Origin of the sequence: uncultured Tateyamaria sp., from assembly GCF_947503465.1 — a bacterium.
GTDB lineage: Bacteria > Pseudomonadota > Alphaproteobacteria > Rhodobacterales > Rhodobacteraceae > Tateyamaria.
This window is the reverse complement of record NZ_CANNDN010000002.1, coordinates 360,887-386,889: the sequence shown is the minus strand read 5'-3', so window position 1 is coordinate 386,889 and position 26,003 is coordinate 360,887. Positions and strand designations below refer to the sequence as shown.

General features: G+C 63.0%; 12 protein-coding genes and 1 tRNA gene. 6 read left to right on the top strand and 7 right to left on the bottom strand.

The features are described from left to right. Positions 1 to 59 precede the first annotated feature (59 nt). A complete protein-coding gene (locus tag Q0844_RS14445; protein WP_299046121.1) occupies positions 60 to 899 on the bottom strand; it encodes a cyclase family protein in 840 nt (279 codons plus the stop codon). 180 nt (positions 900 to 1,079) lie between these two features. On the opposite strand from Q0844_RS14445, the gene Q0844_RS14440 reads away from it, so the two are divergent. Continuing rightward, complete coding sequence (locus tag Q0844_RS14440) at positions 1,080 to 1,787, top strand: IclR family transcriptional regulator (protein WP_299046119.1); 708 nt, start codon at positions 1,080 to 1,082, stop codon at positions 1,785 to 1,787. A 2-nt stretch (positions 1,788 to 1,789) separates the two neighbouring features. On the opposite strand, the gene Q0844_RS14435 is transcribed toward Q0844_RS14440, so the two are convergent. Genes Q0844_RS14435 through Q0844_RS14420 form a run of 4 tightly spaced genes read right to left on the bottom strand, consistent with a single transcriptional unit; the run spans position 1,790 to position 5,702 of the window. Beyond that, the gene (locus Q0844_RS14435; protein WP_299046116.1) at positions 1,790 to 3,262 is read right to left on the bottom strand and encodes an aldehyde dehydrogenase; all 1,473 of its coding nucleotides are present in this window, start codon (positions 3,260 to 3,262) and stop codon (positions 1,790 to 1,792) included. A gap of 8 nt (positions 3,263 to 3,270) precedes the next feature. After that, positions 3,271 to 4,305: an LLM class flavin-dependent oxidoreductase gene (locus Q0844_RS14430; protein ID WP_299046114.1), complete on the bottom strand. Its 1,035-nt coding sequence runs from the start codon at positions 4,303 to 4,305 to the stop codon at positions 3,271 to 3,273. 46 nt (positions 4,306 to 4,351) lie between these two features. Beyond that, the gene (locus Q0844_RS14425) at positions 4,352 to 5,131 is read right to left on the bottom strand and encodes an alpha/beta hydrolase (RefSeq protein WP_299046112.1); all 780 of its coding nucleotides are present in this window, start codon (positions 5,129 to 5,131) and stop codon (positions 4,352 to 4,354) included. Beyond that, positions 5,103 to 5,702 (bottom strand): amino acid synthesis family protein, encoded by a 600-nt coding sequence (locus tag Q0844_RS14420; protein ID WP_299046110.1) that lies wholly within the window; start codon positions 5,700 to 5,702, stop codon positions 5,103 to 5,105. The genes Q0844_RS14425 and Q0844_RS14420 overlap by 29 nt, the downstream gene beginning before the upstream one ends. Before the next feature lie 107 nt (positions 5,703 to 5,809). Between Q0844_RS14420 and Q0844_RS14415 the strand changes: the two genes are divergently transcribed. From Q0844_RS14415 to Q0844_RS14400, 4 genes are all read left to right on the top strand, one after another. Continuing rightward, on the top strand, positions 5,810 to 6,646 hold the full coding sequence (locus Q0844_RS14415) for a LysR family transcriptional regulator (protein ID WP_299046107.1): 837 nt from the start codon (positions 5,810 to 5,812) through the stop codon (positions 6,644 to 6,646). Between the two features lie 319 nt (positions 6,647 to 6,965). Then, positions 6,966 to 14,363 carry a hypothetical protein gene (locus tag Q0844_RS14410; protein ID WP_299046105.1) on the top strand — a complete coding sequence of 2,466 codons (7,398 nt, stop codon included), beginning with the start codon at positions 6,966 to 6,968 and terminating at the stop codon, positions 14,361 to 14,363. Positions 14,364 to 14,372: 9 nt separating this feature from the next. Continuing rightward, entirely contained in the window at positions 14,373 to 18,341 is a 3,969-nt protein-coding gene (locus Q0844_RS14405) for a hypothetical protein (protein WP_299046102.1), read from the top strand. 3 nt (positions 18,342 to 18,344) lie between these two features. Then, positions 18,345 to 21,431, top strand: a complete 3,087-nt coding sequence (locus Q0844_RS14400; protein WP_299046099.1) for a hypothetical protein — start codon at positions 18,345 to 18,347, stop codon at positions 21,429 to 21,431. Positions 21,432 to 21,608: 177 nt separating this feature from the next. On the opposite strand, the gene Q0844_RS14395 is transcribed toward Q0844_RS14400, so the two are convergent. Further along, positions 21,609 to 21,684, bottom strand: a tRNA-Thr gene (locus Q0844_RS14395). A gap of 128 nt (positions 21,685 to 21,812) precedes the next feature. On the opposite strand from Q0844_RS14395, the gene Q0844_RS14390 reads away from it, so the two are divergent. Then, positions 21,813 to 22,604, top strand: coding sequence for a hypothetical protein (locus tag Q0844_RS14390; RefSeq protein WP_299046097.1), 792 nt, complete (start codon positions 21,813 to 21,815; stop codon positions 22,602 to 22,604). Here the strand turns inward: Q0844_RS14390 and carB are convergent. Continuing rightward, entirely contained in the window at positions 22,601 to 25,933 is a 3,333-nt protein-coding gene (gene carB / locus Q0844_RS14385) for a carbamoyl-phosphate synthase large subunit (protein WP_299046095.1), read from the bottom strand. The two genes, Q0844_RS14390 and carB, sit on opposite strands and share 4 nt — an antisense overlap. Positions 25,934 to 26,003 lie beyond the last annotated feature (70 nt).

Below are 26,003 nucleotides of genomic sequence, written 5' to 3'. Positions count from 1 at the left end.
TGGCGGTGCGCCCAAAGGGCACACCCTATGTAGGGTGCGCATTCACTGCGCACCTTGGCTCAGAAATCCTCGCCCGCCTCGATCCGGTAGCCCTGGTTCTTGTCCATCAAGGCGACCAGGCGGATGATACAGCCATCGCCGCGATCCCAGTTCCAGGGGAAGAAGGCAAAGGTCACGCGCTTGCCCGTGACCCGGTCCAGATCGCCGCCCACGTTTTCGATGCCCAGGATGCCGTTGGTGAACAGCTTCTGGTGCACGGGCTCCCATTCAGGGAAATCAACGTCCCACGGGGTGCCGCCGGACCATTCAAGGTACTCTTTTTCCAGATGTGGCAGGATCGGGCCATTGCGCTGCGGACCGATGGCGGTGGCGAGCGGGTGGTCGTTGGCCTGGGTGTCGTGGCCGACAACCTTGACCCCTTTTTCGACCATCCAATCGGCGGCAGAGGGTACAAGGCCGGGGCAATAGGCGAAATAGTCGCCGTCTTCATATTGCTTGTGCCAGCCGGTGTTGATGATCAGCACGTCATTCTTGCGGATTGCGTGGCCGCAGGCTTTTTCCAAGTCATCACCGGTGATCTGCTCCCACTTCTTCTTGGGGATGCTGACCACAAGGCCGGAGCCAAAGAAGTGGGGCAGGGGCACTTCGTCGATGAACGGTGTGCCCTGCACCACGTGGGCCGGGGCGTCGATATGGGTGGTGACGTGCATCGTCGTGGTGATGGTCTGGCTGAGAACACCGGACTTCGCCATGTAGTGCTTACGGTCGATCTGGACGTCCTTGAAATACGGCCAATTCGGGCATTGGAAGCCATAGCGGTGGCTGAGGTTCACGAACTCAAGCCCCATGTCGTTGTTGTCGTTTTCCTGGAAATTGATCCCGCGAATGTTGACGACCATTCCACCCTCCCAAAGCTGCGTCTTGCTGTCCTGTATTATGGTGCGTATGTACCGAATGGCGGTCAATGATTGTTTGCGGAACGGTAGGCCAGTAGGTTTTGATTGATCAAATGGTCGGCAAGTCTGGGCGGGAGGAATTCAATGCAACGCGAAGAAATAGTTAAAAATCAAGGAATTCAGGTGATTTCGCGCGCTGCTGACATTCTGCGGCTTCTGGGGCGCGAGACCGGCGGATTGAGCTTGGGGCAGATTGCCAAGCACGTGGAACTGCCCCGCTCTACGGTACAGCGGATCGTTGCGGCGCTAGTGGGCGAGGGGTTTATTTCCACACGGCGCGGGGACGGGGGAATCAGGTTGGGGCCTGAAATCCAGTCGCTTGCGCAGGCGGTGTCATCGGATATGCGTGCCCGTTTGCGCCCGGTGATGGAGCGGCTTTCGGAAGCCACGAGCGAGACCGTGGACCTTGCCATCCTCGAAGGCGCGCGAATGCTGTTCGTGGACCAGATCGAAGGCAGTCACAGGTTGCGTACCGTCTCGCATATCGGCGAACGGTTTCCCTTGACGACCACTGCCAACGGACGCGCGGCGCTGGCCTGCATGACGCGGGATCGGGCCCTCGCCCTGATCCGGGCCGAACACAGGGACCGGGGTGCCTACGCGCCGCCGCTGTCGGATATGGTCGCACAGATAGATGCGATCCGCGCGGGCGATCTTGCCCATGACGAGAACGAACATACTGACGGTATCTGCGCCATGGGATTTGCCGTGATGGACCAGGCGGGCGACATCTTTTCGGTGTCTGTGCCCGTCCCCAGTTCGCGGTATGATCGCGTCAAACCGGCCCTCGCTGCTGCCATCCGTGCCGCGATTGCCGACTTGGAAAGCTAGTATCAGCGCATCACGAACGGATTTGCCATGGGCGTGTCCGACGTGTTGATCCAGGTGGTCTTGGTCCTGGTGTAGTCATGGATCGCCTCGATCCCGGCTTCGCGCCCGTATCCCGACTGGTTGAAGCCGCCAAAGGGGGCGATCGGGGAAATGGCGCGATACGTGTTGATCCAGCAAATCCCGGCACGCAGCCTGTCAGACACACGATGCGCGCGCGCAAGGTTCTGGGTGAAGATGCCCGAGCCAAGGCCAAAATCGCTGTCATTGGCAAGCGCGATGGCTTCGTCTTCGGTGTCGAAGGGCAACAGCGACATGACGGGACCGAACATCTCTGTCTTGAGCGTTGCGATGTCGGGGCTTGGGCATTCGACAAGGGTGGGGGCCATGTAGTTGCCGGGCCTGTCTGGTGCGCTGCCGCCGAAGCGGATGGTTGCCCCATCACGTGTCGCATCTGCCAGCGTTGCCGTGATCCGGTTCACTTGTGCCGCCGTGCACAACGGGCCCACATGGGTTGTCGCCTCAAGCGGATCGCCAACGACGATGCCAGCCGCCTTGGTTTCGATCCGGGATACAAGGTCTTCGAAAATGGTGCGCTGAACGAGCCCCCGTGACCCGGCCACACAGCTTTGTCCGGATGCACCGAAATTGCCCGCAATCAGCCCGTTCGCCGCCCCGTCCAGATCGGCATCGTCAAAGACGAGGATCGGGGACTTGCCGCCCAACTCCAAAGTGGTGACCGCGAAATTCTCGGCTGAATTGCGGACGACGTGCCGTGCCGTGTCTGGCCCGCCGGTAAAGGCGATGCGGTCCACATCCGGGTGCCGGGTAAGGGGGATGGCACAGTTTTCGGCGTCGCCGGTGATCACCGATACCACACCGGGTGGAAAACCAGCGTCTTCGATCAATTTGGCAAATTCGAACATGGGGGCAGGGGCGATTTCCGACGCTTTCAACACAACGGCACAGCCTGCCGCCAGCGCTGGCCCCAGCTTGGTCGCCGTGAGGAACATCTGCGCATTCCACGGCACAATGGCCGCCACGACGCCGATGGGTGCGCGTCTGGTAAAGACATGCATGTCCGGTTTGTCGATGGGCAGGACGGCGCCTTCGATCTTGTCGGCCAGACCCGCGTAGTAGCGGTAGTAATCCGCCACATAGGCCGTCTGGGCAGAGGTTTCGGCCAAGAGCTTGCCACTGTCCGTGGTTTCGATCCGACCCAGATGGTCCGCATGCTTTTCGATCAGGTCGGCAAGGCGGTAGAGCAGTTTGCCGCGCTGCGTCTGGCTTAGGTCGCGCCATGCCGGATCGTTCAACACGCGCGTGGCGGCGGCGATGGCCGTATCGACATCCTGAGGAGCGGCGCAGGCGAAGGTGGCCCAGTCCTTGCCCGTGGCCGGGTTTTGCGTCGCCATGACCTGACCCGCAGCGCCATCGCGCCACGTGCCGTCAATGAAAAGCTGGTAGTGCTGGGTCATCCGGGTCCTCATTGAAAGGCGGGCATCACGTCATCGATGAAACGGGCCAGCGAGGCGCGCTTGCGTTCGAAACTCATACCGCTGTCGATCCAGAATGAATACTCGTCATAGCCGAGGTCTTCGTAGCGTTTGATCTGGTCAATCACCTCCTGAACCGTGCCGATCGTCAGATCGCGGTGCATGTTCTTAGGCGACATCATCTTGTTTGCGGCAAGCTCCGCGTCACTGAGTTCGGCAATCAGCCCCTGTTCGACGGGCCGCGTGTTCTGAAACCATGCCCCGAAATAGCAATAGAAGCGGGACAGTTGCTGTGCGGCCAGACCCACGTCCGCCGCATCCGATCCCACGTAGGTGTGGTGCAGCAACATGATCTTGGGGCGCGGACCGTCATGGCTGGCACAGGCGTCGTTGAACCGGCCCATCAGTGTTTCGATCTCTTCCAGACCTTGCCACAGCGGCGTGACCTGAACGTTGAACCCGTTGTGCACACCGAATTCATGACTGTTGGGATCACGCGCCGCGATCCAGATCGGTGGACCATCGGGCTGCGCGGGCTTTGGGGCGGATGTTGTCGCGGGGAATTGAAAGAACTCTCCCTCATGGGCGCAATCCCCGGCCCAGAGGGCGCGCAGCAGGGGCACAGTTTCACGCATGCGTTGGCCCGCTTCCCACGCGTCCATGCCGGGCACCATGCGTTCGTATTCATAGGAATAGGCCCCGCGCGCGATCCCCAGTTCGATCCGTCCGCCGGTAATGACGTCGGTCGAGGCCGCTTCGCCCGCCAATTTGATCGGGTGCCAGAAGGGCGCCACGATGGTGCCTGTCCCCAGGCGTACGTTTTTTGTCTGGTGCGCCAGATCCACCAATGTCAGGAACGGGTTGGGCGCAATCGTGAATTCCATCCCGTGATGCTCGCCGGTCCAGATCGCACGCATGCCGCCCTCATCCGCCATCTTGCACAGCTGAATGAACTCCTTGTGCAGCACGTCGTGCGGCTGGTCCGGGGTCAAGCGTTCCATGTGTGCAAAAAGCGAAAACTCCATCACTTGGTCCCTTCTGTTGACAGGTCTTTCGGGGTGGTCGCGTCGGTCATCCAAACACCTCGGACGCAAAGCGGTGCAGCGAGTCGTTTACGATGCCTGGGTGGGTGACGGGCATCATATGCGCTGCCCCGGCGACAATCAGGGCGCGCCCGTGCGGTGCAAGTTCGGCCATGTGGTGCGACATGGCTGGGGTTGAATTCGGCTCGTCCGCGCCAGTGGCAAACAGCGCGGGGCAACCAAGCGCGCGCAAATCGGCATCTGTGGGTCCGTCAGCATTCGCAAAGACGGTATAGGCGGATTTGTATCCGGCGGGGTCTGTCTGCGTCAGCCATGCTTCACAGGCGGTGCGTTCCGGCGATACGGTGGCCCCGAACCAACGGTGCAGCGTGGGGCCAGGGTCCGGGTTCGTCGTTCCATCAAGGTTTGCGGCACGCGACTGCACAGCCTGTGCGGCGGTGGGGCTGCGCCCCTTGATCGCGTTCAACGCGACCACTGCCAGAACCCGCCGCGGGTGCCGGGCCGCCATATCAAGCGCAATCATCGCCCCAAAGGAATGCCCAACGATCAGGGCCGGTCCGGCCAGGCAGGACGCGACCGCATCCGTGTAGTCTGCCACGCCAGATGGCGCGGTCAGCCGCACACTGCGCCCGTGCCCCGGCAGGTCGATGGCCGATACGCGGCAGTGACCCGCCAAGGCGTCGATCTGCGCATTCCACGCCTCGGCCCGCAGACCGACGCCGTGCAGCAGGACAATGTCCGGTCCCTGACCGGCCACGACCGCCGCAAGCGGGCCAAGGTCAGACCGCTGCCGGGTTGTCCACGTCATGGCCCAGATCCTTGAGGTCTTGGTATCGGTCACCGATGCGGTGATGCGGGCGTCCGCCGGTTGCGGCCCCCAGGACAACAACCACTTCTTCCGCACGGGGCGCATCCGGGATCGCGAACTGGATGGTCAGGTAATGCGACCGTCGGCCTGCATCGTTCTTGTCCATCAGCGGCACCATGATTGGCGCATTCGCAGGCCCCCGCGTGTTCGTGAAGGCGAGGTAGGACTTTGCGCCCACCGCCTCGCGAAAGTGGTTGCCGAAGCGCAGTGTGTGGATAAGGCCCGAGGCATGTTCGACTTCGCCGTCCAGACCAACAACTGCGGCCTTGCCATAGGCTTCGATTGCGTCGCCTCCGCCCGCCATTCCAAGGATGCGGTTGGTCAGCAACGCGCCCAGTATTGTGCCATATGCCTGGATTTCGGGCGTCAGATCCTCGACAAACCGTCCGGCCCATGGGTTTTCGACCACAGCGGCAACGGCAAACAGGCGCCAGGGATCGGCGGCCCGTTTGAAGCCTTCTATCAGAACCTCTTCTTCATACGTGACCAGTTTGCGGATGTTCGGTTGCATGAGTGCCCCAGCCTTGATGTCGTGCAACCATCAAAAAGCTGCGTGTTTTTGACAAATGATGGATTTATGCCCTTATGCATTAGTATGACTAATGGCAGGCTTCTGTGATGGCAAAATCCCTTCCCCCGTTGACGTGGTTCCGGGCCTTCGAAGCGGCCGCACGGCATCTGAGTTTCACGGCGGCCGGGGCCGAAATCGGGATGACCCAATCGGCTGTCAGCCAGCAGATCAAAGCGCTTGAGACCCGTCTTGGATCAACGCTGTTCTTGCGCAGGCCAAGGGGATTGTCGCTGACCGATGACGGGCGGCGCTTGCTGCCTCAGGTGGGGGCGGCGTTGGAAACGCTGTCGGCGGCAACCGCGGGGTTCGAGGCTGGGCCGCGCGCGGACCTGCTGACGATTGCCGCATCCGTCAGCGTGACACAATGGATGATCTCTCCCCGATTGGCCGACTTCACATCAGCGCATCCGAACGTGCGCCTGCGGTTCCTGAGCACGATCTGGCCGGACGATTTTCATGCTCCGCGTGCCGATGTCGAAATCCGGTTTGGATCCCGCAAGCAAGTGGGGCAGGGCGCCGTCGAACTGCAGCCTTCGGGACTGGTCGCGCTGAAACCACCGACATTGGGCGGCCCCCTGTCCACGCTGCCCCTGATCGAAGCGGTGGGGACGTCGGGCGGATGGTCGCGATGGCGCGACATCGTGGGCGATGCCGGTCAGCCCACGCTGTTCGTTGATTCCTTTGGCATGGCCTTGCAGCTTGCCGCGCGGGGTCACGGGGTGGCGCTGGTGAGCGAGATTCTTGCGTCGGATGCGCTGCGGACAGGTATGTTGGAACGGGCGCACGATGCACGACTGCCCGCGCAAGAAGGGTATTTTCTGTGGCACGCAAACGAAAATTCACATGCCAAGGCGTTTGCGGATTGGGTGGCCGGGATGCGCTGAAAAGCTGTGGGCGCGCACGTGTGCCTTCAGCTGAGAAAGTCGTTCGTATTCAAGCCGCAACGCGCCATACTTGACAGATAGTGTCCGAGCCCACGGCCTTGATGGCCCCTCATTCAGGTCAAAAATTGAAAGCGCTTTGATCGCCAGCGCGGCATACGTGGCCGTCTGGCGTGGCGCGTCCATGACACCTTTGGCAGTGGCGAATTTACGCGCACGCGGTTTGACAGACGCATCCATCGATGGTTGAATTTTCTGACAGTTACCGTGTTTTTCCGTCGCTTTTTAAACTCAGCAATTATTTTGCAGGGATCATTGGCTCATGCCGTTCGATCTGTCTTTGGTAGACCTGTTCCGGCCGTATATTTTGCGCGGCGAGGCGACAACCTGGCACGCCGTCCTGTCTGTCATCTATGTCGAAAGTTATGAAACCGCGACCGGTCCCGGCGGTATGGTCATTCGTGGGGTTGCGCGGTTTTCCGGCGATGTCGATCTGCCCACCTTCGATCCGTCCACCGGTACGCTGACGGCGGGGGCGGCCAACACGGAAGGGCACCCACGCAACCAACCCGACCGGTCAGAACCCTGGTTGGATGTGACGGACACGCGGGTCGAGTTTTCGATGACGGTGCCCCGGGTGGCTGGGACGATCATCGCAACGGGTGTCGGCACAGTGCCCGGCGGGGACGCCGATTTTCAGCCCCTGCGCGATGTGCTGGATGCGCTTGATGCGCCGCCCATTGATCCGCCGCCATCTGATTTTCCCAACACCGGTTTCACGCTTGATCTGGTCCTTGCGGGCATCGAACTGCGCCCGCCGTTCCTGCAACCGGCAGAGATGCGGCCTGACGGGTTGCTTGTTCCGCATTCCACGAGACGGGACGTGGTGTTTCATCTGCCCAAGATCAAGCTGCGTCTGACCCAGGGATCGGATGCGAATGCGCAAGTGCAGGTGTGCCTTGTGTCGCTGGGGGCCTCCGGTCTGGACGATCCCGGGGCGCTGAGCGCGGCCGAGCTGGTCACGATGGAGCCGCACCACGCCTTTATCGGTCCGGGCCGCGTGGTCGGATTTGGCTTCCGGTCGGCCTATCTGGATCTCTCGGATGGTTACACCCCGCCCGAAGTGCTGTCGCAGTTTGGATTTGATGAGGCATGGACCGGGCTTTACCTGCCCGAGATCCGCATTTTCTTTGCCCCGAACGGGGCCGAGGATTTTGCCGTCAATGCCGGTGTCGAGAACCTCTTGATCGGTCTGGGCGGATCGAACGGGGTGACCGGTGATTTTGACGTGGCCGTCATCAATCAGGGTGGTGGTGATCTGGCCATCGGCGCCAATTTCTTTACCAGTGACCGCCGTGGGATTGGCATCACGCGGACAGGGGCGGGGACGGCAACCGCGGCCCTGCCGGAAACCACCCGTCTGGCCGTTGATGTCCGAGGCGGTCGCGCGCCATATTCGGTCACTGTGGATCAGGGCAGCGGTGCGCAGGCGGGTGTGGTCCATGACGTCACGACACCCGCGACCGGTACGCGCACGATCACCATCACCGCGACGGACACAAGCGCACCGCCCAAGGAAACGACCCTTGTCATCACGGCCGCCCGCCGTGCGCCGCCCGCGATTGCGCCACCTCCCGGCGAACCGCTCGCGGCCATTCTGACCACCACATCCATCACCCGCGAGGCGCAGTCACTGCCTGCGCCACCCCTTCAATTGCTGAACGACAACCGCCAGGCGGGCACAGTGCGGGTGTCGCTGGCGGGTGTGACCGTGCCGCCCGCGACCGAATGGATCGTCGATGGGGGGCCGCCCAGTGTGGGCACGACGGTCGATATCGATGTGGCAGGTGGGCAATCCCGCACAATCGAGGCGCGCATACCCGACGACACTGTCAATTCACTGACCGCCTATTTTCGCTATGACACGCCACCCAAGAATGACCCGCTGAACTATTCGCGTGCGGCTGGAAACATCCGCCATGATCAGGCCCTGATCGCAGATGAGAATTCTGCCTGGCGCGTCGGTGCGCGCGACTTCGATGTGGTGCATGCGGATGTCTTGCAACGGATCAACCCCAAGGATGTCACGATCACGGGCACGGCCAGCTATGATGGCAATGACGGCAAGGCGCAGTACAATTGGCTGCTGAGCCAGCGGCGCGCCGAAGGGTTGCGCGCCTTGCTGGATGACCGGTTTCCACCAGGTTACACCGGGGCGGACGCGCCAAGTGGCCCAAGTTTCACCATCAGTTGGCGGGATAATGTCTGGCGTCCGCAAGGTGCCCCCAACCGCTCGCAATACTGGAGCGCGGAGATCACCGGCTTTTCCGTCAACTATCCCGGAGAAGTCATCACGGGCGATGTGCGCCGCCCCGATGTCCCGGACCCGCCGCCGCCGCCGCAGATCACCGATACGCCGCCCGACGAACCGGCAACCCCGGACTGGTTCCGGTCTGCGCGCCTGAAGGTCCGCATCATCCGCAACCAGTTCGTGGCGCTTGAACTGTCGGGGCAGATCGACTTCCAGACCGGTGTCGAGGGCGCGCTGCAACGGGGTGGGGCAGGTGAGACGCCAGATGACATCCGCGGCGTGGGCAACAACCCAGCCGATGGCATCACTGATTTCTTGTTCCTTTACCAGACCGACCCGGCCAGCCAGACGGACGAGGTAAAGCTTTATATCGGGGCCGACCCGGCGGACAAGGACGGGCTGATCATGACGGGGCAATTGCCCGGTCAGGCCCTCAAGCCCAAGAATTTTGGCCGTGACCTGCTGGGCATGACCACCATCTTCACCCCGCTTCTGTCCGAGATTGCGCCCGCCAACCCCGCCGATGGCGGCGTGGCCCCGCTTGTGGCCTCGGCTGCCGTGATCGGGGTGGCGACGGGTTTGGCCACGGCCGGGTTCTTCAACATCGAACGGGTGATCCTGTTCGGGGGCGAAGGGGCGTTCCGCCGTCAGGGTGATCGCTGGCAGATGAGTTTCCTCTTTGATGTCGAGACTGCGGTATCGGTCAACATTGCCTTTGGCGGCGGTGACCCGCTGTTGGAAATTCCGCGCGATACCCCACTTGCAGTGCGGTACAAGGCCATCGGTCTCAGCTTTGGTGAACCGCCGGGCGGCGGGGGCAAGTTCGAGTTCCGTCCGGTCTTTGACAGTTCCAAAGGCTATACCATCGACGTGTCGGGCCCCGGTGCCATCCGTGTGGCCGATCCTCTGGGGCAGATCCTGCAGGTGCTGGGTGCACGCATCGCCCGGACCAACCCGCTGAGTTTCGAGATCGACCTGGGCTTTGCCATCGACCTGGGCGTTGTATCCGTCGACCGCGCCCGCGTGCGTCTGCCAGTTGATCCGCTGGGGGCGCCCGAACTTACGGCTTTCGGCGCCGGGCTGAAGGTGCCCGGCGTCCTGGAAGGCAGCGGGTACATGGAATTCAACGACGGTGCGGCCGGAACCGAGATCAAGGGTGGCATCGACGTGCGCCTGATCCCGGTCAAGCTGCGCATCGCCGCCCAGATTGCCATCGCCCAGATTCCCGAAAGCGCAGGCGGCCCGGCCACCGGCGTGGCTGTGGCCCTTGAAGTCGAGTTGCCGGTCGCCATTCCCCTGGCGCAGTCCGGGTTCGGCATCTACGGCTTTGTCGGGCTGTTCGCGATGCACTATGCGCGGGACGAGGACGGGATCACGTCGCTGACCCCGGCGCTTGAATGGCTCAAGAACCGCGCCAATGGCGACCCCACGAACCTGCAGGCATGGAAGACCAATGTAGACAGCTGGGCCTTTGGCGTCGGCATCACGCTTGGAACCATGGGCAGCCCGATCATCTTCAACGTCAAGGGCATGTTTCTGCTGGAACTGCCGGGGCCCCGCGTGCTGCTGGTGGTCAAGGCGAACCTCTTGGCGGTGCTGCCCGCCCTCAAGGACAAGAACGCGGAAGGCACGTTCCTGTGCGTCATCGACCTCGACTTTGGCCGGGGCACGCTGACCATCGGCATTTCCATCGACTTCACCATCGATCCGCTGGTCGAGATCAAGATCCCGATCGAGGCGTTCTTCAACCTCAAGGACGGCAAGTTCTGGCACATCTACCTGGGCAGTTTTGAAGGCAGTGACCTGCAAGGCAACCCGCTGCCCGGTCCGATCCGCGCGTCGATCCTGGGTGCATTTGACGGGTCGGGATATGTGATGTTCTCGGGCCACGGCATTCCCAGCTACCAGCCCCCGGGCAACAATCTGCCCGCGCTCAGCCAGGTCAACGGGTTCGGCATTGCCGCCGGTCTGGAAGTGTCGATCATCTGGGGCAACACGTCGATCAACCTGTATCTGAAGGTGACGGCGGGCTTTAACGCGATCATCGGGTTCCAGCCCTTCTATGTGGGCGGGCTGCTGTACCTGCGGGGCGAGTTGAAGCTGTTCATCATCAGCCTGTCCGCCTCTGCCGCGCTGTCGGCGCAGGTGGGCGAACGGGCAGACGGCACGCAGGTCAGCCGCATTGACGGTGAAGTCTGTGGCGAGCTGGACCTGTTCTTCTTCTCGATCAAGGGTTGCGTCGATTTCCACATCGGCGAGGATTCGAAAATCCTGCCGCCGCCGCCGGATCTCTTTGCCGGAGCCGTGCTGGTCAGCCGCACGCCGGCGCTGGCCGAAGGCACCGGCGTGGACCGCGGCATCGACAGCAAGATCGGAGATATGCCGCGCGGTTCCAGCCAGCCCGCGAATGAAGACATGCCAGTTGTGCCCATCGACGCAATCCCGGTGCTCAGCCTTGCCATGCCCGCGCTTGACGGTGGGATCATGCCGTTGGGGGACACGCCAGGTGGCAGCACGGGTGCGCCGTCTGGTGGATTCATCGGACGCGGCGACTTTGCCTATCGCTATTCGATGACCGAGGTCACGCTGGAGCGCGTGGGGGAAGCCGACGCTGTCATGCCGGGCAATACCCCATCCACGTGGTGGACGCTCGAACCCACCGACGGTGAGAACCTGACGACACATCTTTCCTTGCTCAACTGGACACCAAATCCCGCGCCCAAGGCGCTTGAGCGGACGGAACTTCTGGAAGAGACAGTCCGCGAGCGTTGGGGCAACATCTGTAATCCGGCCGCTCCCGCAGCGCCCGTCCTGTGGACCTTCTCGGATGAGCCGCTGGGCCCGTCACCTTCGGGGTGGACCCTGCAGGGTGCTGCGTGGCCAGACCCCGAAGACACCAGCCGGTCGGTCGAGGCAGACACCGGTCTGCATGTGCACGAAACCTGGCGGTCGGGCGATGCGGCGCTGGACCAGTTGCGCGGGATCATTCCGGCAGTCGTTGAAGGTGCGCTGGTGAACTGCGCACCCGAGGTGCCGGACGATTTCCAACCACAGGGCGACAGCACCGGCATTCGCCGTGACATCACGGGTCGCCCGCTTGATCTGAGGTTGAATGCGGATCGATTGGACGACCTGTCCGATATTCGGATCACGCCTGCCCTGAACCCCGACCTTGCGGCCACCCTGCGTCGGGCGACCCCTGATCTGAACGTAGACGTGGGCACGTTGAACACCGATCTGGTTGGGGCCTTTGCCGCCCGCCGCGATACAACCGGTCGCGATACGAACATCGCGACAGGGACGTTGAACACGCGGACCCGTCGCCTGGCTGAACGGACGCTTGTTGACCGGGCCGTCATCGGATCGTTCGGCGCGCCGAACGGCGTGGACATCCTAACCGCTGACCGCATCGACCTGGGCGAGGCGGCGCGCCGGTTGACCCAAGGCGTGGCGATTACACGCAGCACATTGCTGAGCGCCACGGCAGGCGCTGCGACCCATGCCACGCCAACCCATGACATACCGCAGATCGACGGCCCGAAATGCCCGGGCCGGGTTCTGGCCTCGCCGCTGTGGGACATCGGCGAACCGGTGGTCTTTGGTGATCGCAGCCGCGCGGACGAAGTGGCCGATCAACTGTCCGAACTGGGCCTCAAGCACGGCCCCTTGTCCGACGTGATCGAGGTCGACAGCGACCGGATCGTGGACGGGCACCTGCTGATGTGGGTGAACCGCGGGTTGCTCAATGACGAACAGGGCACCGGGCGCGGCTTGATGATCCACTACCTTGATGCGGGTGGGAACGTGCTGGACGTACGCCCTGTCCGCGTGTCCGACTTGCTGTCTGTGACAAGCGTGCCGCCGCGCTGGTTGAACCCGCTGGGTCCCTGGTTTGAGGATATCTATCACACGGTTCTGTACGGACAGTCGCGCCTGGCCCCGCGCCAGCCGGTATGTGTCAAGCTTGAGCCACCAGACGGCACCGAGCGGTTCCGCATTGGCGTGCTCTATCTGGACGAAAAGCAGGCCAACCGGTTCGAGCAGCAAGGCCGTCCCTACTATGTGGGTGCCATCGAATTGACCCGCATGGGCGAGGTCGAGCGCGAAGACTACGACACAACCGAAATCCAGAAAGATCGCGAAGTCGTCGAAGAGTTCCTTGGCCCGCAAAGCGGCGACGTGGCGCTGATGTTCCCGGGTGCGGTCTACAAGATGACGTGCCGCACCGATGTGCGCATCCGTGATGATGAAGGCGCGGAAAGTGACGCGGCCCCGCAGGTAGCGGAATTCTGGTTCCGGACCGATGACGCGGCGCCTGCGCGGCTTGATCCTTGGATCCTCTGCACTTTGCCCGCGGAAAACGAGGCGCACGTGTTTGGCCTTGATGCGCCACGGGTCGTTTTTGCCACCAATGCTGTTGATCAGCTATTTGCTGCATATGGCAAGGAATTGCGCGTCCGGCTGAAGGCCGCATCGTTCGAGCAGGTGGATGAACCGGGCATGCCGCACCCCGTGCCGATCGACGCAGGCACCCTTGAAAACGTCAAAGGGCATGTGCTGTCGCCCTTCGAGGCCGTGTTGCAGGATGTGATCAGCAAGGACGCGGATTGTGTCCCCATCGACGGCGAACGCGTGCGCCATTCGCTCTTGCAACTGCCGATCCCGCTTGATCCCTACACCGATTACGTCATGGACATCGAAAGCGTCGATATCGGCGCACCTGCCGACACGGTCGGTGACCGGGTGTACCGTTTGAACTTCTCCACCGGGCAATTCGGGCTGGTCGAAGATTTCGCGCGCGATATTCAGGGAACGCTGACCGAAGACCGGTTCGTGGCGGCCGGGGCCTTGCAGGCCATTGCAAACAAGCCTGCCTATGCAGGCCGCACGCTGGACAGCATCGTCGGGGGACAGACCCTGTTGACCACCATGGGTCCCGAACTGGACGAAGACCTGATCGATGCCGGTCTTGAACCGATGGACGTCCCCGGCGCGGCACGCGTCATCGTGTTCTGGGAACAGGCCAATCCGGCCTCTGATCCACAACCGGCGGCCATGTTGCTGGACGCAAGCGAGCCGCTGCATCGGACACGTCCCCTGCCGCAGGAGGTCACCGAAGAAGACCCTGACGGCATTGCAATCACGCGCTGGCGTCTTGAACCTACGCCATGGCTGTCGATCGCCGAGGCAAGCAGTTCTGATGACGTAATCGACAAAACCCTGTTCGCGCCGGGTGCCCAACGCGCACTGATTACCCTGAAGCCCGGATCGCGCGGCAAGGCGTTGCGGTTGAACATGATCCGCAAGGCCTTTTCCGAGCCATATCTGGACGAGGGACTGTCCGGCGATACCGAGATCGAAATCGTGGCGACGGACCTGACCCGCGCACCCTGGGAAGAAGAGGAATAGGAGGCAAACATGGATCGCATATTCAGCCCCTATTTGTTCCGCGGTCAGGGCGCGATGATCGACGGCAACGCGTTGCTGCGTCCCTTTGCCGACGAAAACGGCGTGGTCACGGGCCCCTTTGGCCCGTCGGCAGATGTCGCCGCCACCCATGAAACCCTGCGCGCGACCCGCGCGGCTCCTCAGGGCCTTGATCTGAAGGATTTCGGCAACAGGGTGCTGGCCGTGTTTTTGCGCTGGCAGTTGAATCCGGGCGTCGGAATGCCGTCGGAACCGTTCAAGGTATGGCGGCGTGTGGCGTTTCCGCTGTTGCAGGACCCCACACCGGCTGTCGCCACCCCCACCGCCTTGCCGCCGCTTGGCACGGTGTATCAGTTCGCCGAACCGGTGATGTCTATCGTCGTTCGGGTCAAAAGCGTCGGCCCGGCGCTGGGCGTGACCATTGTGCCCGTGGCCAACGGGGTTGGTTTTGAAAACATGTTGGGCCTCGAGGCGCTGAACATTCCGGCCAATGGGGCACGCACCTACCGCTTCTATGCGCCGTTCATCACCGCCGTTCTGATCAACGGGGCGCAGGGCCAGGAAGTGTCTGTTGTGGGCGAACCTCTGTCCCAGGCGGAAAAGATACAAGGTTGGGAACTGATCGAAACCGTCGGTTTGCCGGTTGATCCCGGAGAGTTCGACGGATTGGACGGGCAGTCGCATGGTAAGGAACAGGGGCTGGTTGGTGCCGAATTGCCCGCCATGGATGCCGCCAAACAAAGGTTCTCGCGCGGGATCAATCCATTTGGGTGGTATCCCGCCTTTCCGACAGGAGAGGTCGCGCCCACCTGGGAATTGCCTGACCCGGATGGCATGATCGATGATGCCAACAAGACGCTGCTCGCGATGCTGCGCAAGGCGATGGAGGCCCCGCCAAATCAGCAGCAGGAGGTGCTGGACCACCACGTCATCAGCCCCCCGCAAAACGCCAATGGCGACATGATGCCGGCCGAGGATGGCGAGGCGCGGGTGTCGTCGGTCAAGCTGATGCAGATGGCCGTGGCCACCGATCCGATGCAATCGGTGCTCATGGGGTTTGGCACCGGGTATCCCTATGTGGACCTTGATCCGATCAATTTCGGGGAACAGAGCTTTCTCGGGTCCTCGGATATGGCCGATTATGACTTCATGATCACCGGGCTGTGGCATCGGGGCCTGGCCGGCAATGGCGACGCACAGGAACTGGCCGCGATCATACCGCGCCCGCGCCGCGTGATCCGCCCCATTCCGCCTGCTGATCTGCGGCTTCATTTCCTGTCACACCAACGACCCGCCGCGCCAAATGGAAACTGGGTCGCGACCAGTCGGGCAAGTTGGGAACGTCTGCCGCTTGACAACCTGAACGCCGTGTCCAGCTTTGCCTTCGGACGGGCCGAGACGGGCGTTGCCGGGCCTGCAACACCGTTGATGGAACAGCGCCCATCGGGCAAGGGCCTCATGCCCATCGGCAACAATGAGAACCGGCAAGACCCCGAATACCCGCGCCAATCGGCGTCCGACCCGGGTTTTGTCATTCCCAACAGCCCTGGATCGGTCAGTGCACGCTATGGGATTGCCACGCAAAACCTGTTTGGGATCTGGAGCCCATGGGCCACACAGCCCTTTGCCTCGACCCAGCCGGACCCGGACACCGTGAACATCATCTCGGCCGAATTGCGTCCCATCGATACAGGAAGCGGTACGGTCTGTCCCGCGGATCTGGTGGTCGAGTTCGTCGTGGACTGGCGCGTGCGGTCCGTGGCGCGCATCGACTTCCGGGGTCGCCTTTTCCAGGCGCCAACCCGGCACACCGAACCGCCAGCGGCCTTGCCCGGTGGGTTGCAGAAGACCCTCGGCGGGGCAGCCCAGAACGTATTCGTCAGCTTCGCGGGGGATGTGCCATCGTTGAATGATCCAAGCGTACCGGGGCTTGATGGCGAACAGAATGTCATCAGCCTGGACGAACAGGGGGAAAGTGCCGTCGCCACACCCGGTTTCGCCAGCCAGGGCCATGCGCGGCGCTACCGCGTCACAATTCCGGGCTTTTCGCTGGATTACGCAGGCACCCCGCATGTCGGGCTGGCCCTGCGCGCGCGGTTGCGCGAAGCCATCGCGCCCAACCGTCTTGGCAGCTTTGGTCCCCGCAGCAAGGTGACATATGCGTCGGACCCGCGCGCGCGCCCGACGCAGGTGATCGACATCGTGCGGCTTGCCAGCCTGCCGGACGCCAAGGGCGAATGCCACGCCATCATCGAATGGCAATCCGTGCCGGGGGCAGAGGGGTACATCCTGTACCAAAGCACCGAAACACGCATGCTCGCCAGTCGCGACCTGTCGGAAGCCCTGCCCGGCGTGACCCTGAGCACGCGGTTGACCACCCTGAAAGACGCATTCGCCGCGTCACCCGACAGGCGTGATTTCAACCGGGTGAACAAGACCTTGCTGACGGGCACGAACCTTGATGTCGCCTTGCCGCGTGGCTCGCAGGCCATTCACCTCTTCATCGTCATCCCGGTCAGCGCTGGCGGCGTCGAGGGGCCATGGCCGAGCGGCCCGGACGCGGACGAAGCGATGATCCCCTTTGTTGCGCCCCGTATTGCAACGCCTGCGCCCCCGACGCTTGAGGCGCAGCGGATCGAAACGCCGGGCGGCTTTGCCGCCCGCCTGCGGATCGAGACGCGGGCGCGTTCCGGCGCGCGGCCCGGCACCATCGACCTGTATCGCACGCGGGTGGCCGACGCAGCGCGCCAGATCGACAGTATGGGGCCGCCGCTGGTGTCCCTCACGGGCAGTACAGGGTCGTGGACAGTTGGCACAGACACCAATGGTTCCGAAAACTGGATCACGGACGTGACCGGCGAGGACGAACCGGGCGGATCTTGGCGACCCCAATGGTACCGCGCCATCGCGTGGGGACAGGACGATGCGCAACGCGGCGTCCGCAAGGGCAGGGGGCGACCGTCGCCCGCCGTCCCTGTCGTTATTCCGCCAAGCGGGCCGCCGCCCTTGTCGCCGCCAATGCTGGAATGGCCGGGTGGCGGCAATTTCGGGGACATCCTTTTGTCAGCCGTGTCTGACGCACCGATCTTGCCCACGACGCTTGGCCCCCACACGCTGTCGGCAGAGGTGCGGTTGGACGGCGTGCCGGGGCTGCATTACAACACCGTGGCCCCGGATGCGGGCGAGGACCCGTTGAACCCCGGCCAAAAGCTGCCGGGCGCCACTCCGCTGGACCTGATCCCGGAAGTGCCGGAAATGACCCAGACCGCCCTGTGGCGCGCGCCGGACGGGCAGGACCGCAACTATCGCCTGTTCATCCGCCGCCCTGCCCAGATGCCTGGCGGCAGTATCCTGCTGCGCATGACGGACCCGTTGGGGCGTGTAACGGAACGCGCAATCAGCTTTGGTCAGGGATCCCTTATCCCGTTGCCGGACCTGAGCGAGGTGGATAGTTTCAGCATTTCGGGGCGGGGTACCGTCTTTTCGGTGACGACGGATGCGCCAGTGACGGGCCCGCTGGAATATCGCGTGCGCATTGCGATCCGGCCCACATCGGGCGGTGTGCTGGGCACAGACCGGTTCCGCGACCTGCGCGATTTGACGGACCGCTTTGACCGGTTCCGCCCACAGCCTGACGACACGCCCGATCTGCCCTTCCGCCGACCCCGCAGAATTGAACCGCGCCCGGGACCTATCCTTGACCTGGGGATAAACCGGCCGCGCTCGCAATTCGAGACGGTCGGCAACGAACTGGTCTACGAGGCCCCGCTGGCCGACGTGCCGGTGGGACGCGGACCGGCACCAACCGGTGGCGCACAGGCCCCGCTTTATGTCGCCAACCGGCAGAAGATCGGGGCGCGCACGGGGATAACGGTGTTCGCCAGCAGAGACATCCGCAGCATCACGTTCGAGGTAATCACACCGGACGGGCGGCGGGTCTCAAGTTCGGATCGGGATTGACCCATGACACAGCTGACCGTTTTCACATTAACCCCCCAGGCCGCAGCCCAAGCCCTGCAAGACAACGGACTTGACGCGCTGGGATTGACGATGCCGCACCTGTCAAACGCCTGGGGGTCGGCAGACCCCTCCTTTGACGCGGGCACACTCCGGTTGACGCCGTCCGGCAATGCGCTGGCCCCGTTTCGGGGCACGTTGGAATATCTGGATCAGGGGCACGAATTCCGGGATGTAACCGGCGCCGGAATCGCTGGTCCTGTTGGCGCGTTTCGCCTGCACCCGCAGGCGGTCGCACGTTTGTCGACCCTGATGGCACGCTACGCCGTGGCCCCCGCGCCCCACCATCGGCCTGTTCCCGAAACGCTGGTTTTCACAGGGGCTGTTCCGGTGCCGGACCGGTCCCCGCAAACCTATGAGCCGGGCGAAAGCCTGGGCCGCAGCGAACCGATGAGCTTTCATGACAGTCGCGGCCTGATCATCGACCCCATCGCCGTGGCTGCCCTGTTCGACGACCTGATCACGACCTTTCCAGCGCTCGACTTTTCCGATGGTGCAGGCACCGGCGGCGCGGGAGGTGTCGGCACCATCGCCGCGCTCGCTTCGGGCGTTCTGGCGCAGGTCGTGGACCTGCACGGTGCACCTTTTGTGGCGGCCTTGGGTGACGTGGGCGTGGAAAAGCAGGACGGTTCGGACACGCAGACCGGTACACTGGACGGGTCCGGCCTTGTCGCGATGTCAGCCGGAGAGGTTTTGGCGGCAACAGGGTCCGAAGCCGGAACCAGGGTGCGACTGGGGTGGGCCACCGGAGGCACCATGGGGGCCGGGCCGCTGGCGCAGCCTGGCCTGCCCGGTGGGATCACGCTGCCGCGGCAGTTCTTTCGCGCCTATGCGGTGGACCTCGATTGGCACCTGCGGGGCAACCGCACCACCAGCGCGGTGGCTGGGGTGCCTGCCGAAGATGGCGACATACCCGAGGACCTGAAACCACAAGTGCGAACCGAAGTGATTATCGACTATGCGGTGGATGGTCCTGACCTAATGGCGATGTCGAACCAGGTCCTGACGCGGATGGATGGCGCGGCTGGCAACCCGCTGATGTTCGCTGTCGCGCCGATCATAGCGGATGGTGTGCCGGTTCCGCCCGGCCCCGGCGCTCCGGCCCATTGGCCTGCGTTTCCGGCGGGGGGCGGGGCTGGCGTGTTCGGGGCCAACCCTGCGCCGCTTGTGGGCGCCACGGCCACATGGACAGCGGACGAGGACGTCGTGGTGGTGATTGCAGCAGATGCCGTACCCGATGGCAGCGCGGTGCGCATCTACAACCAGCGCTTTGTTTCGATCCCTGCAATTGGTGAAACGCCGTCCTTCAAGCGCGGGGATGGCGGTGCCGGGATCGCGGTGGCGGGCGTGCCGACACAGATCCTCGTACACAATCCGCTTGGCCTCGGTGCGGGCGATCCCAAGCCCGATCCGGCCACGCTGGTCTTTGACATGGTTGTCACACCGCGCACCCAGACCCGGCGTCTGTTCGCGGCGCGCACCCTTGCCATTGCGGCCGGGCCCGCGGCCCCGCCACCCGACATTTTTGGTCCCGCGCCGGACCGGATGGCCGCCGTGCCCGATACGGTGAAATCCGTGGCGCCCGTGCCGTTGTTCGGCACCGACGACGGGCCTGATGATGGTGCCGCAGGCACCCCGGTTGACGCCGCACGGGCCCTTGCGTCCGAAACCGTGCCACGCACCGGGCCGCGCCAGCCCACGATGGGACGGCTCGAAGCGATTGTGGTCACGGGCATCGGCGGTGCCGCTGTCAGCGCAGGTCTGGACTGGGACGGTGTGCTGAGCGGAACATCATGGGATCGCGACGCGCTGTCGGCCAATCACGGGCAGGGGAACCCTGGCAATCCGCCCGGACCGGACACGCACAGCGCCGGGGTGCGGGTCGAAGGGGCACTGGGCTATGATCTGGCACGCCACGCCGTGCGGCGTGTGCAGCCCTTCATCCCGCTGCCGGGCGGGCCACCACCTGCCCAAGCCCCCGGATGGCTGGCCATGTCGGGCGGCGACAACATGAACCCACCGGCGCGGGCCGGGGCAGCACCTGCCGGGGCGACCTCGTCCGGTGTGCTCTTGCAGACCGTGGCCGCGGTGTCCGAGACGCCAGAGCTGTCCCTGCTGCCGCCGGGCAATCCGCTTGACTCAGCCTCGCCCATCGATTTGCAGACCGTGATCAACGACATCGCAAGCGCGCTGAGCTTGCCTGCGCCCACGCTGAACGTGACCAATGGCAACCGGCTGCTGAACGAATTGCGGCGCGAGTATGAATTGTCGGTACACGGCGCGCGCGATGCGCTTTGGTCGCTGGCCCGTGCATTCCATCAGGCCGAGGAACTGGTTTACATCGAGACATCAGGCCTTGCCCGTACGGTCCATGCCGGGGCAGGCGCCGGGGCTGTTACAATTGATCTGATGCAGATCCTCGCCGACCGGCTTGCGGCGCAACCGCGTTTGAGAGTGATCCTTTGCACACCGCGTGAAACCGACTTTGCCAAGGCCCCGTTTGCGCGTGCTGCATTCCAGCTGCGCAACGAAGCGCTGCAAATGCTCACTGCTGTTGCAGAGGCCCGCGTGGCGGCGTTCCATCCGGGCGGATTCCCGGGCCGGGCGTCCAGGCTGCCGGGGACCACAGTGATTGTCGATGACGTCTATTCCCTGACCGGTGCCACGCATGTACGGCGCCGCGGTATCAGCTTTGATGGCAGTGCCGCCGTGGCTTCTGTCGATCACAGCATTGCCCAAGGCTACAGCGCCAAGGTGCGCACCCAGCGCGTGTTGTCGATGGCGGCCCGGATGGGGATCGCGCAACGCGATGCGATGGGTTTGCCCGTCTCGGATTTCATCAGATTGCAGCGCCCGTCGGCCGCATTCTCGCTGGTGCGGGACCTTGTTGAACAGGGCGGTCTTGGCCGGATTGAGCCACATTGGGACGGCCCGGACGATGCAACAGTGCTGCCGCAATCGGCAGACGTGGCGGACCCGGACGGCAGTGACGGCGCGAACCTTGCGCTATTCCTCGCAGCGTTGCTGGCCTAAGCGGTTGTAAAGATTTGAGGAAAGCGCGGCGGCGTTCGTTGCCAGCGTCGGAAACGGCAATGCTGAATGCACGGATGCTTGTCAAACCACCGGCATTACCCAAGCAACTGATGCAAGGGCCAGCACAACTTGGAACGCATCCGGTCGCAAGATAGCAAAGGCGGTGGGCCCAAAAGGTGGTGCCGCTGAAGGGACTCGAACCCCCGACCCCATCATTACGAATGACGTGCTCTACCAGCTGAGCTACAGCGGCACCGTGGCGGGCGTTATACTCATTCCGCCCGGCAGAGCAAGCGCAAGAGATCCTGCTTCGGCACCACCGTTAAAGCCGCTTTAAGGCGTCACCTGTAAGAGCGTGCCAGTCTAGTGGTGGTACCTCGCATGAAGTTCTTGGCAATTCCCTTGATGGCGGCAATCCTTGCGCTCGGATTTGGTGCACCGCCTGCGCAGGCGGATCGCAACACGATCCGCGACTTGGCGGATCAGGCGGTGCTTGTCCATCGCATCACCAAATCTGCCTGCATGCTGTTTGTCGGGGCTGAAACCCCTGTGCACGCACAAGATGTCATCGCATCGTCCGAGATGTTGACGACGCTGTCGGTGTGGCTGGCCATGGACCCGGATGCGTCCGAACCCATGTTGACCGAGCTTGAAACCTACACGCGCTCGGCCCGCCAGATTGCAGCGGGTGATCGCCACACCGTACCGGTCACGTTGCTGCTGCTCGGCAATCCGTCGCTTGCAGCGCGGTACCGCGAACGATGGCAATCAGCCCCCAGTGATGTCGAAGAGCGGCATCGCGCGTCCTATGCCTTGGTGCAGGAATTGCGAGTTGCATCGCAGGCCTTCCAGCGAGATTTGTGCCTGTTTCTGACCAACCTGACACCAGAAGGCGCCGGGGCTATCCTTGCGACCGACATTGCCGAATTTTCCGACGCGCTTGTCAGGTTGGTCGAAGGAGATGTAGAAACGGGGATCGTTCCGGCACCGAATATCCATATCAAGATCACACTGGGCAAGGTTGCCAGCAAGTGGAAAACGCTGGAACCGATCCTGAGCGGTGCGGCGTCCGGTGCCCCGGTTGATTCGCGCAACGCGCAACTGGCTTCGGTTCTGGGCGATTCGATCCTCGCGAATTTCGACGAAATCTCGGATCGCTTTCTGAACTACTAACCCTGCAACGCTTTCACACCGACATCACCCTGTGCCTGCTCCCGGATCGCCAGTGCCGCCGCATATGCCCCGGCAGCGGTGGTAAAATACGGGATCCGGTCATAAAGCGCGATGGCACGGATGGATTTGCTGTCTTCAACGGCGAGCGACCCTTCGGTGGTGTTGAACACCAGTTGAATGCCGTCGTCCTTCATCATGTCGGTCACATCCGGGCGGCCTTCATAGACCTTGTTGACCATGCTGCACGGCACGCCGTTGGCCTCAAGCCATGTGGCGGTCCCGCGCGTCGCGACGGTTGTGAAACCAAGCCCATGCAGGATCTGTGCCGCTTCGAGCATCTGTGGGGTCTTGTCCATATCCTTGATCGAAATGAAGGTGCAGCCTGCATTGGGCAGCACCATGCCCGCCCCCATCTGCGCCTTGAGGAAGGCACGGGCAAACGTCCGGTCCCACCCCATGACTTCGCCGGTTGACCGCATCTCTGGTCCCAGGATCGTGTCGACACCGGGAAAGCGTGCAAACGGCAACACAGCCTCCTTGACCGAGAACCAGGGCATGTTCGGATCAGCCAGCGTCATCGGATCTGCGAGCGGCAGCACGCTGTCATAGCTGGCATCTGCATCATAGGCCGGGCGCTGTGGGAAGTTGGACAGGGGCTCGCCCGCCATGACCCGCGCGGCGATTGAGGCAATTGCGCTGTCGGTGGACTTGGCGACGAAGGGCACGGTCCGCGAGGCGCGGGGGTTAACCTCGATGAGGTAGATGTCGTCGCCCTGGATCGCGAATTGCACGTTCATAAGGCCAACCACCTTCAACGCCCTGGCCAGCGCATGTGTCTGCGCCTCGATCTCGGAAATGATATCGGATGGCAGCGAATAAGGGGGCAGGGAACAGGCGCTGTCGCCCGAATGGACGCCAGCCTCTTCGATATGTTGCATGATGCCAGCCACATGCACATCCGTACCGTCGCACAACGCGTCCACATCCAGTTCGACCGCACCGGCCAGATAACTGTCCAGCAAGACGGGGCTGTCGCCCGACACCACCACAGCCTCTGAGATATAGCGTTCCAGGTTCGCCTGATCGCGCACGATCTCCATCGCGCGCCCACCCAGGACATAGGACGGGCGAATGACAAGCGGGAAGCCGATATCGCCCGCGATTTCAAGTGCTTCGGCATCAGAATGGGCGATGCCGTTCTTGGGCTGCTTGAGACCGAGATCGTTGACAAGGGCCTGGAAGCGTTCGCGGTCCTCGGCCAGGTCGATGGCGTCAGGCGTGGTGCCAAGTATCGGAATGCCGGCGTCTTGCAGCGCGTTGGCCAGCTTTAGTGGTGTCTGCCCGCCAAATTGCACGATCACGCCATGCAACGTGCCGTTATCCTGCTCGACCCGCAGAATTTCCATCACATGTTCGAACGTCAGCGGTTCAAAATACAGCCGGTCGGATGTGTCATAGTCGGTGCTGACCGTTTCAGGATTGCAGTTGACCATGATGGTCTCGTACCCTGCGTCCGTCAGGGCAAAACAGGCGTGACAGCAGCAATAGTCGAACTCGATCCCCTGTCCGATCCGGTTCGGACCGCCGCCCAGAATGACAACTTTCTTGCGGTCTGACGGGCGCGCCTCGCACTCGACATCGCCGAAGACCGGCGTTTCATAGGTCGAGTACATGTAGGGCGTTTGGGCCTCGAACTCGGCCGCGCAGGTATCGATCCGCTTGAACACGGCCCGCACGCCCAGATTTTCGCGTGCACGACGCACCTGATCCTCTTCTCGCCCGCTCAATTGGGCCAGGCGCGCATCGGTAAAGCCCATCATCTTGAGGCCCCGCAGCCCGTCTTCGGTCACGGGCAGGCCGGCATCGCGCACCCGCGCCTCGGCGTCCACGATCTCGCGGATGCGGGACAGGAACCAGGGGTCGAACTTGGTTGCGCCAAAGATGTCATCGTCGCTCAACCCGTGGCGCATGGCCTGCGCGATCAGGCGCAAGCGGTCCGGCGTTTGCGCAGAAATGGCCTTGACCACCGCCGCCTTGTCCGGTGCCCCGGGGATGTCGATGTCATCAAGGCCGACAAGGCCGGATTCCATGGATGCCATCGCCTTTTGCAGCGACTCGTGGAATGTCCGGCCTATGGCCATGACTTCGCCCACCGACTTCATGGCGGTCGTCAGGGACGGCTCCGCGCCCGGGAACTTTTCGAATGCGAATTTCGGGATCTTCGTGACGACATAGTCGATGGTCGGCTCGAACGACGCGGGCGTCACCTTGGTGATGTCGTTGTCCAACTCGTCCAGCGTATAGCCGACCGCCAGCTTGGCTGCGATCTTGGCAATCGGGAACCCTGTCGCCTTTGAGGCCAGTGCCGAAGACCGCGACACGCGAGGGTTCATCTCGATCACGACCATGCGCCCGTCATCGGGGTTGATCGCCCATTGCACGTTCGACCCGCCTGTTTCCACGCCGATCTCGCGCAGCACCGCGATCGAGTGGTTGCGCATGATCTGGTATTCCTTGTCCGTCAGCGTCAGGGCCGGGGCCACGGTGATGCTGTCGCCCGTATGCACCCCCATCGGGTCCACGTTTTCGATGGAACAGACGATGATGGCGTTGTCCGCGGTGTCGCGCACCACCTCCATCTCGTATTCCTTCCAGCCCAGCAGCGACTCGTCCACAAGGATCTGACCCACGGGCGACGCGTCCATCCCGGACCGGCAGATCGCCTCGTAATCGTCGCGGTTATAGGCCACGCCGCCGCCGGTGCCGCCCAGGGTAAAGGCGGGGCGGATGATGGCGGGCAGGCCGATCTCTTCGAGCGTTTCGAGGGCCAGCGCAACACCGGCCGCCAGATCCTTGTTGCCTTTTTCGTCCTTGGGGGCCGTCACGATGGTGGCGCGGGGGTTCTCGATGCCCAGCCGGTCCATCGCCTCTCGGAACAGCTTGCGGTCTTCGGCCATTTCAATGGCTTCGCGCTTTGCGCCGATCATCTCGACCCCGAACTTGTCCAGAACACCCATCTCTTCCAGCGCAAGCGACGTATTCAGGCCGGTCTGTCCACCCATCGTCGGCAGCAGCGCATCGGGGCGTTCCTTCTCGATGATCTTTGCGACGATTTCGGGTGTGATCGGCTCGATATACGTGGCGTCGGCCAAGCCCGGATCTGTCATGATGGTGGCCGGGTTCGAGTTGACCAGAACAACCCGGTAGCCTTCTTCCCGCAGCGCCTTGCAGGCCTGTGCGCCGGAATAGTCGAACTCGCAGGCCTGACCGATGACAATGGGACCCGCGCCGATGATCATGATCGACTTGATGTCGGTACGCTTTGGCATCTTGGCCCCCCAAATGTGCAAATTGTCCTGCCTTATAGGGATGGCGCAGGAAGGTGCAAGAGGCGGCAAA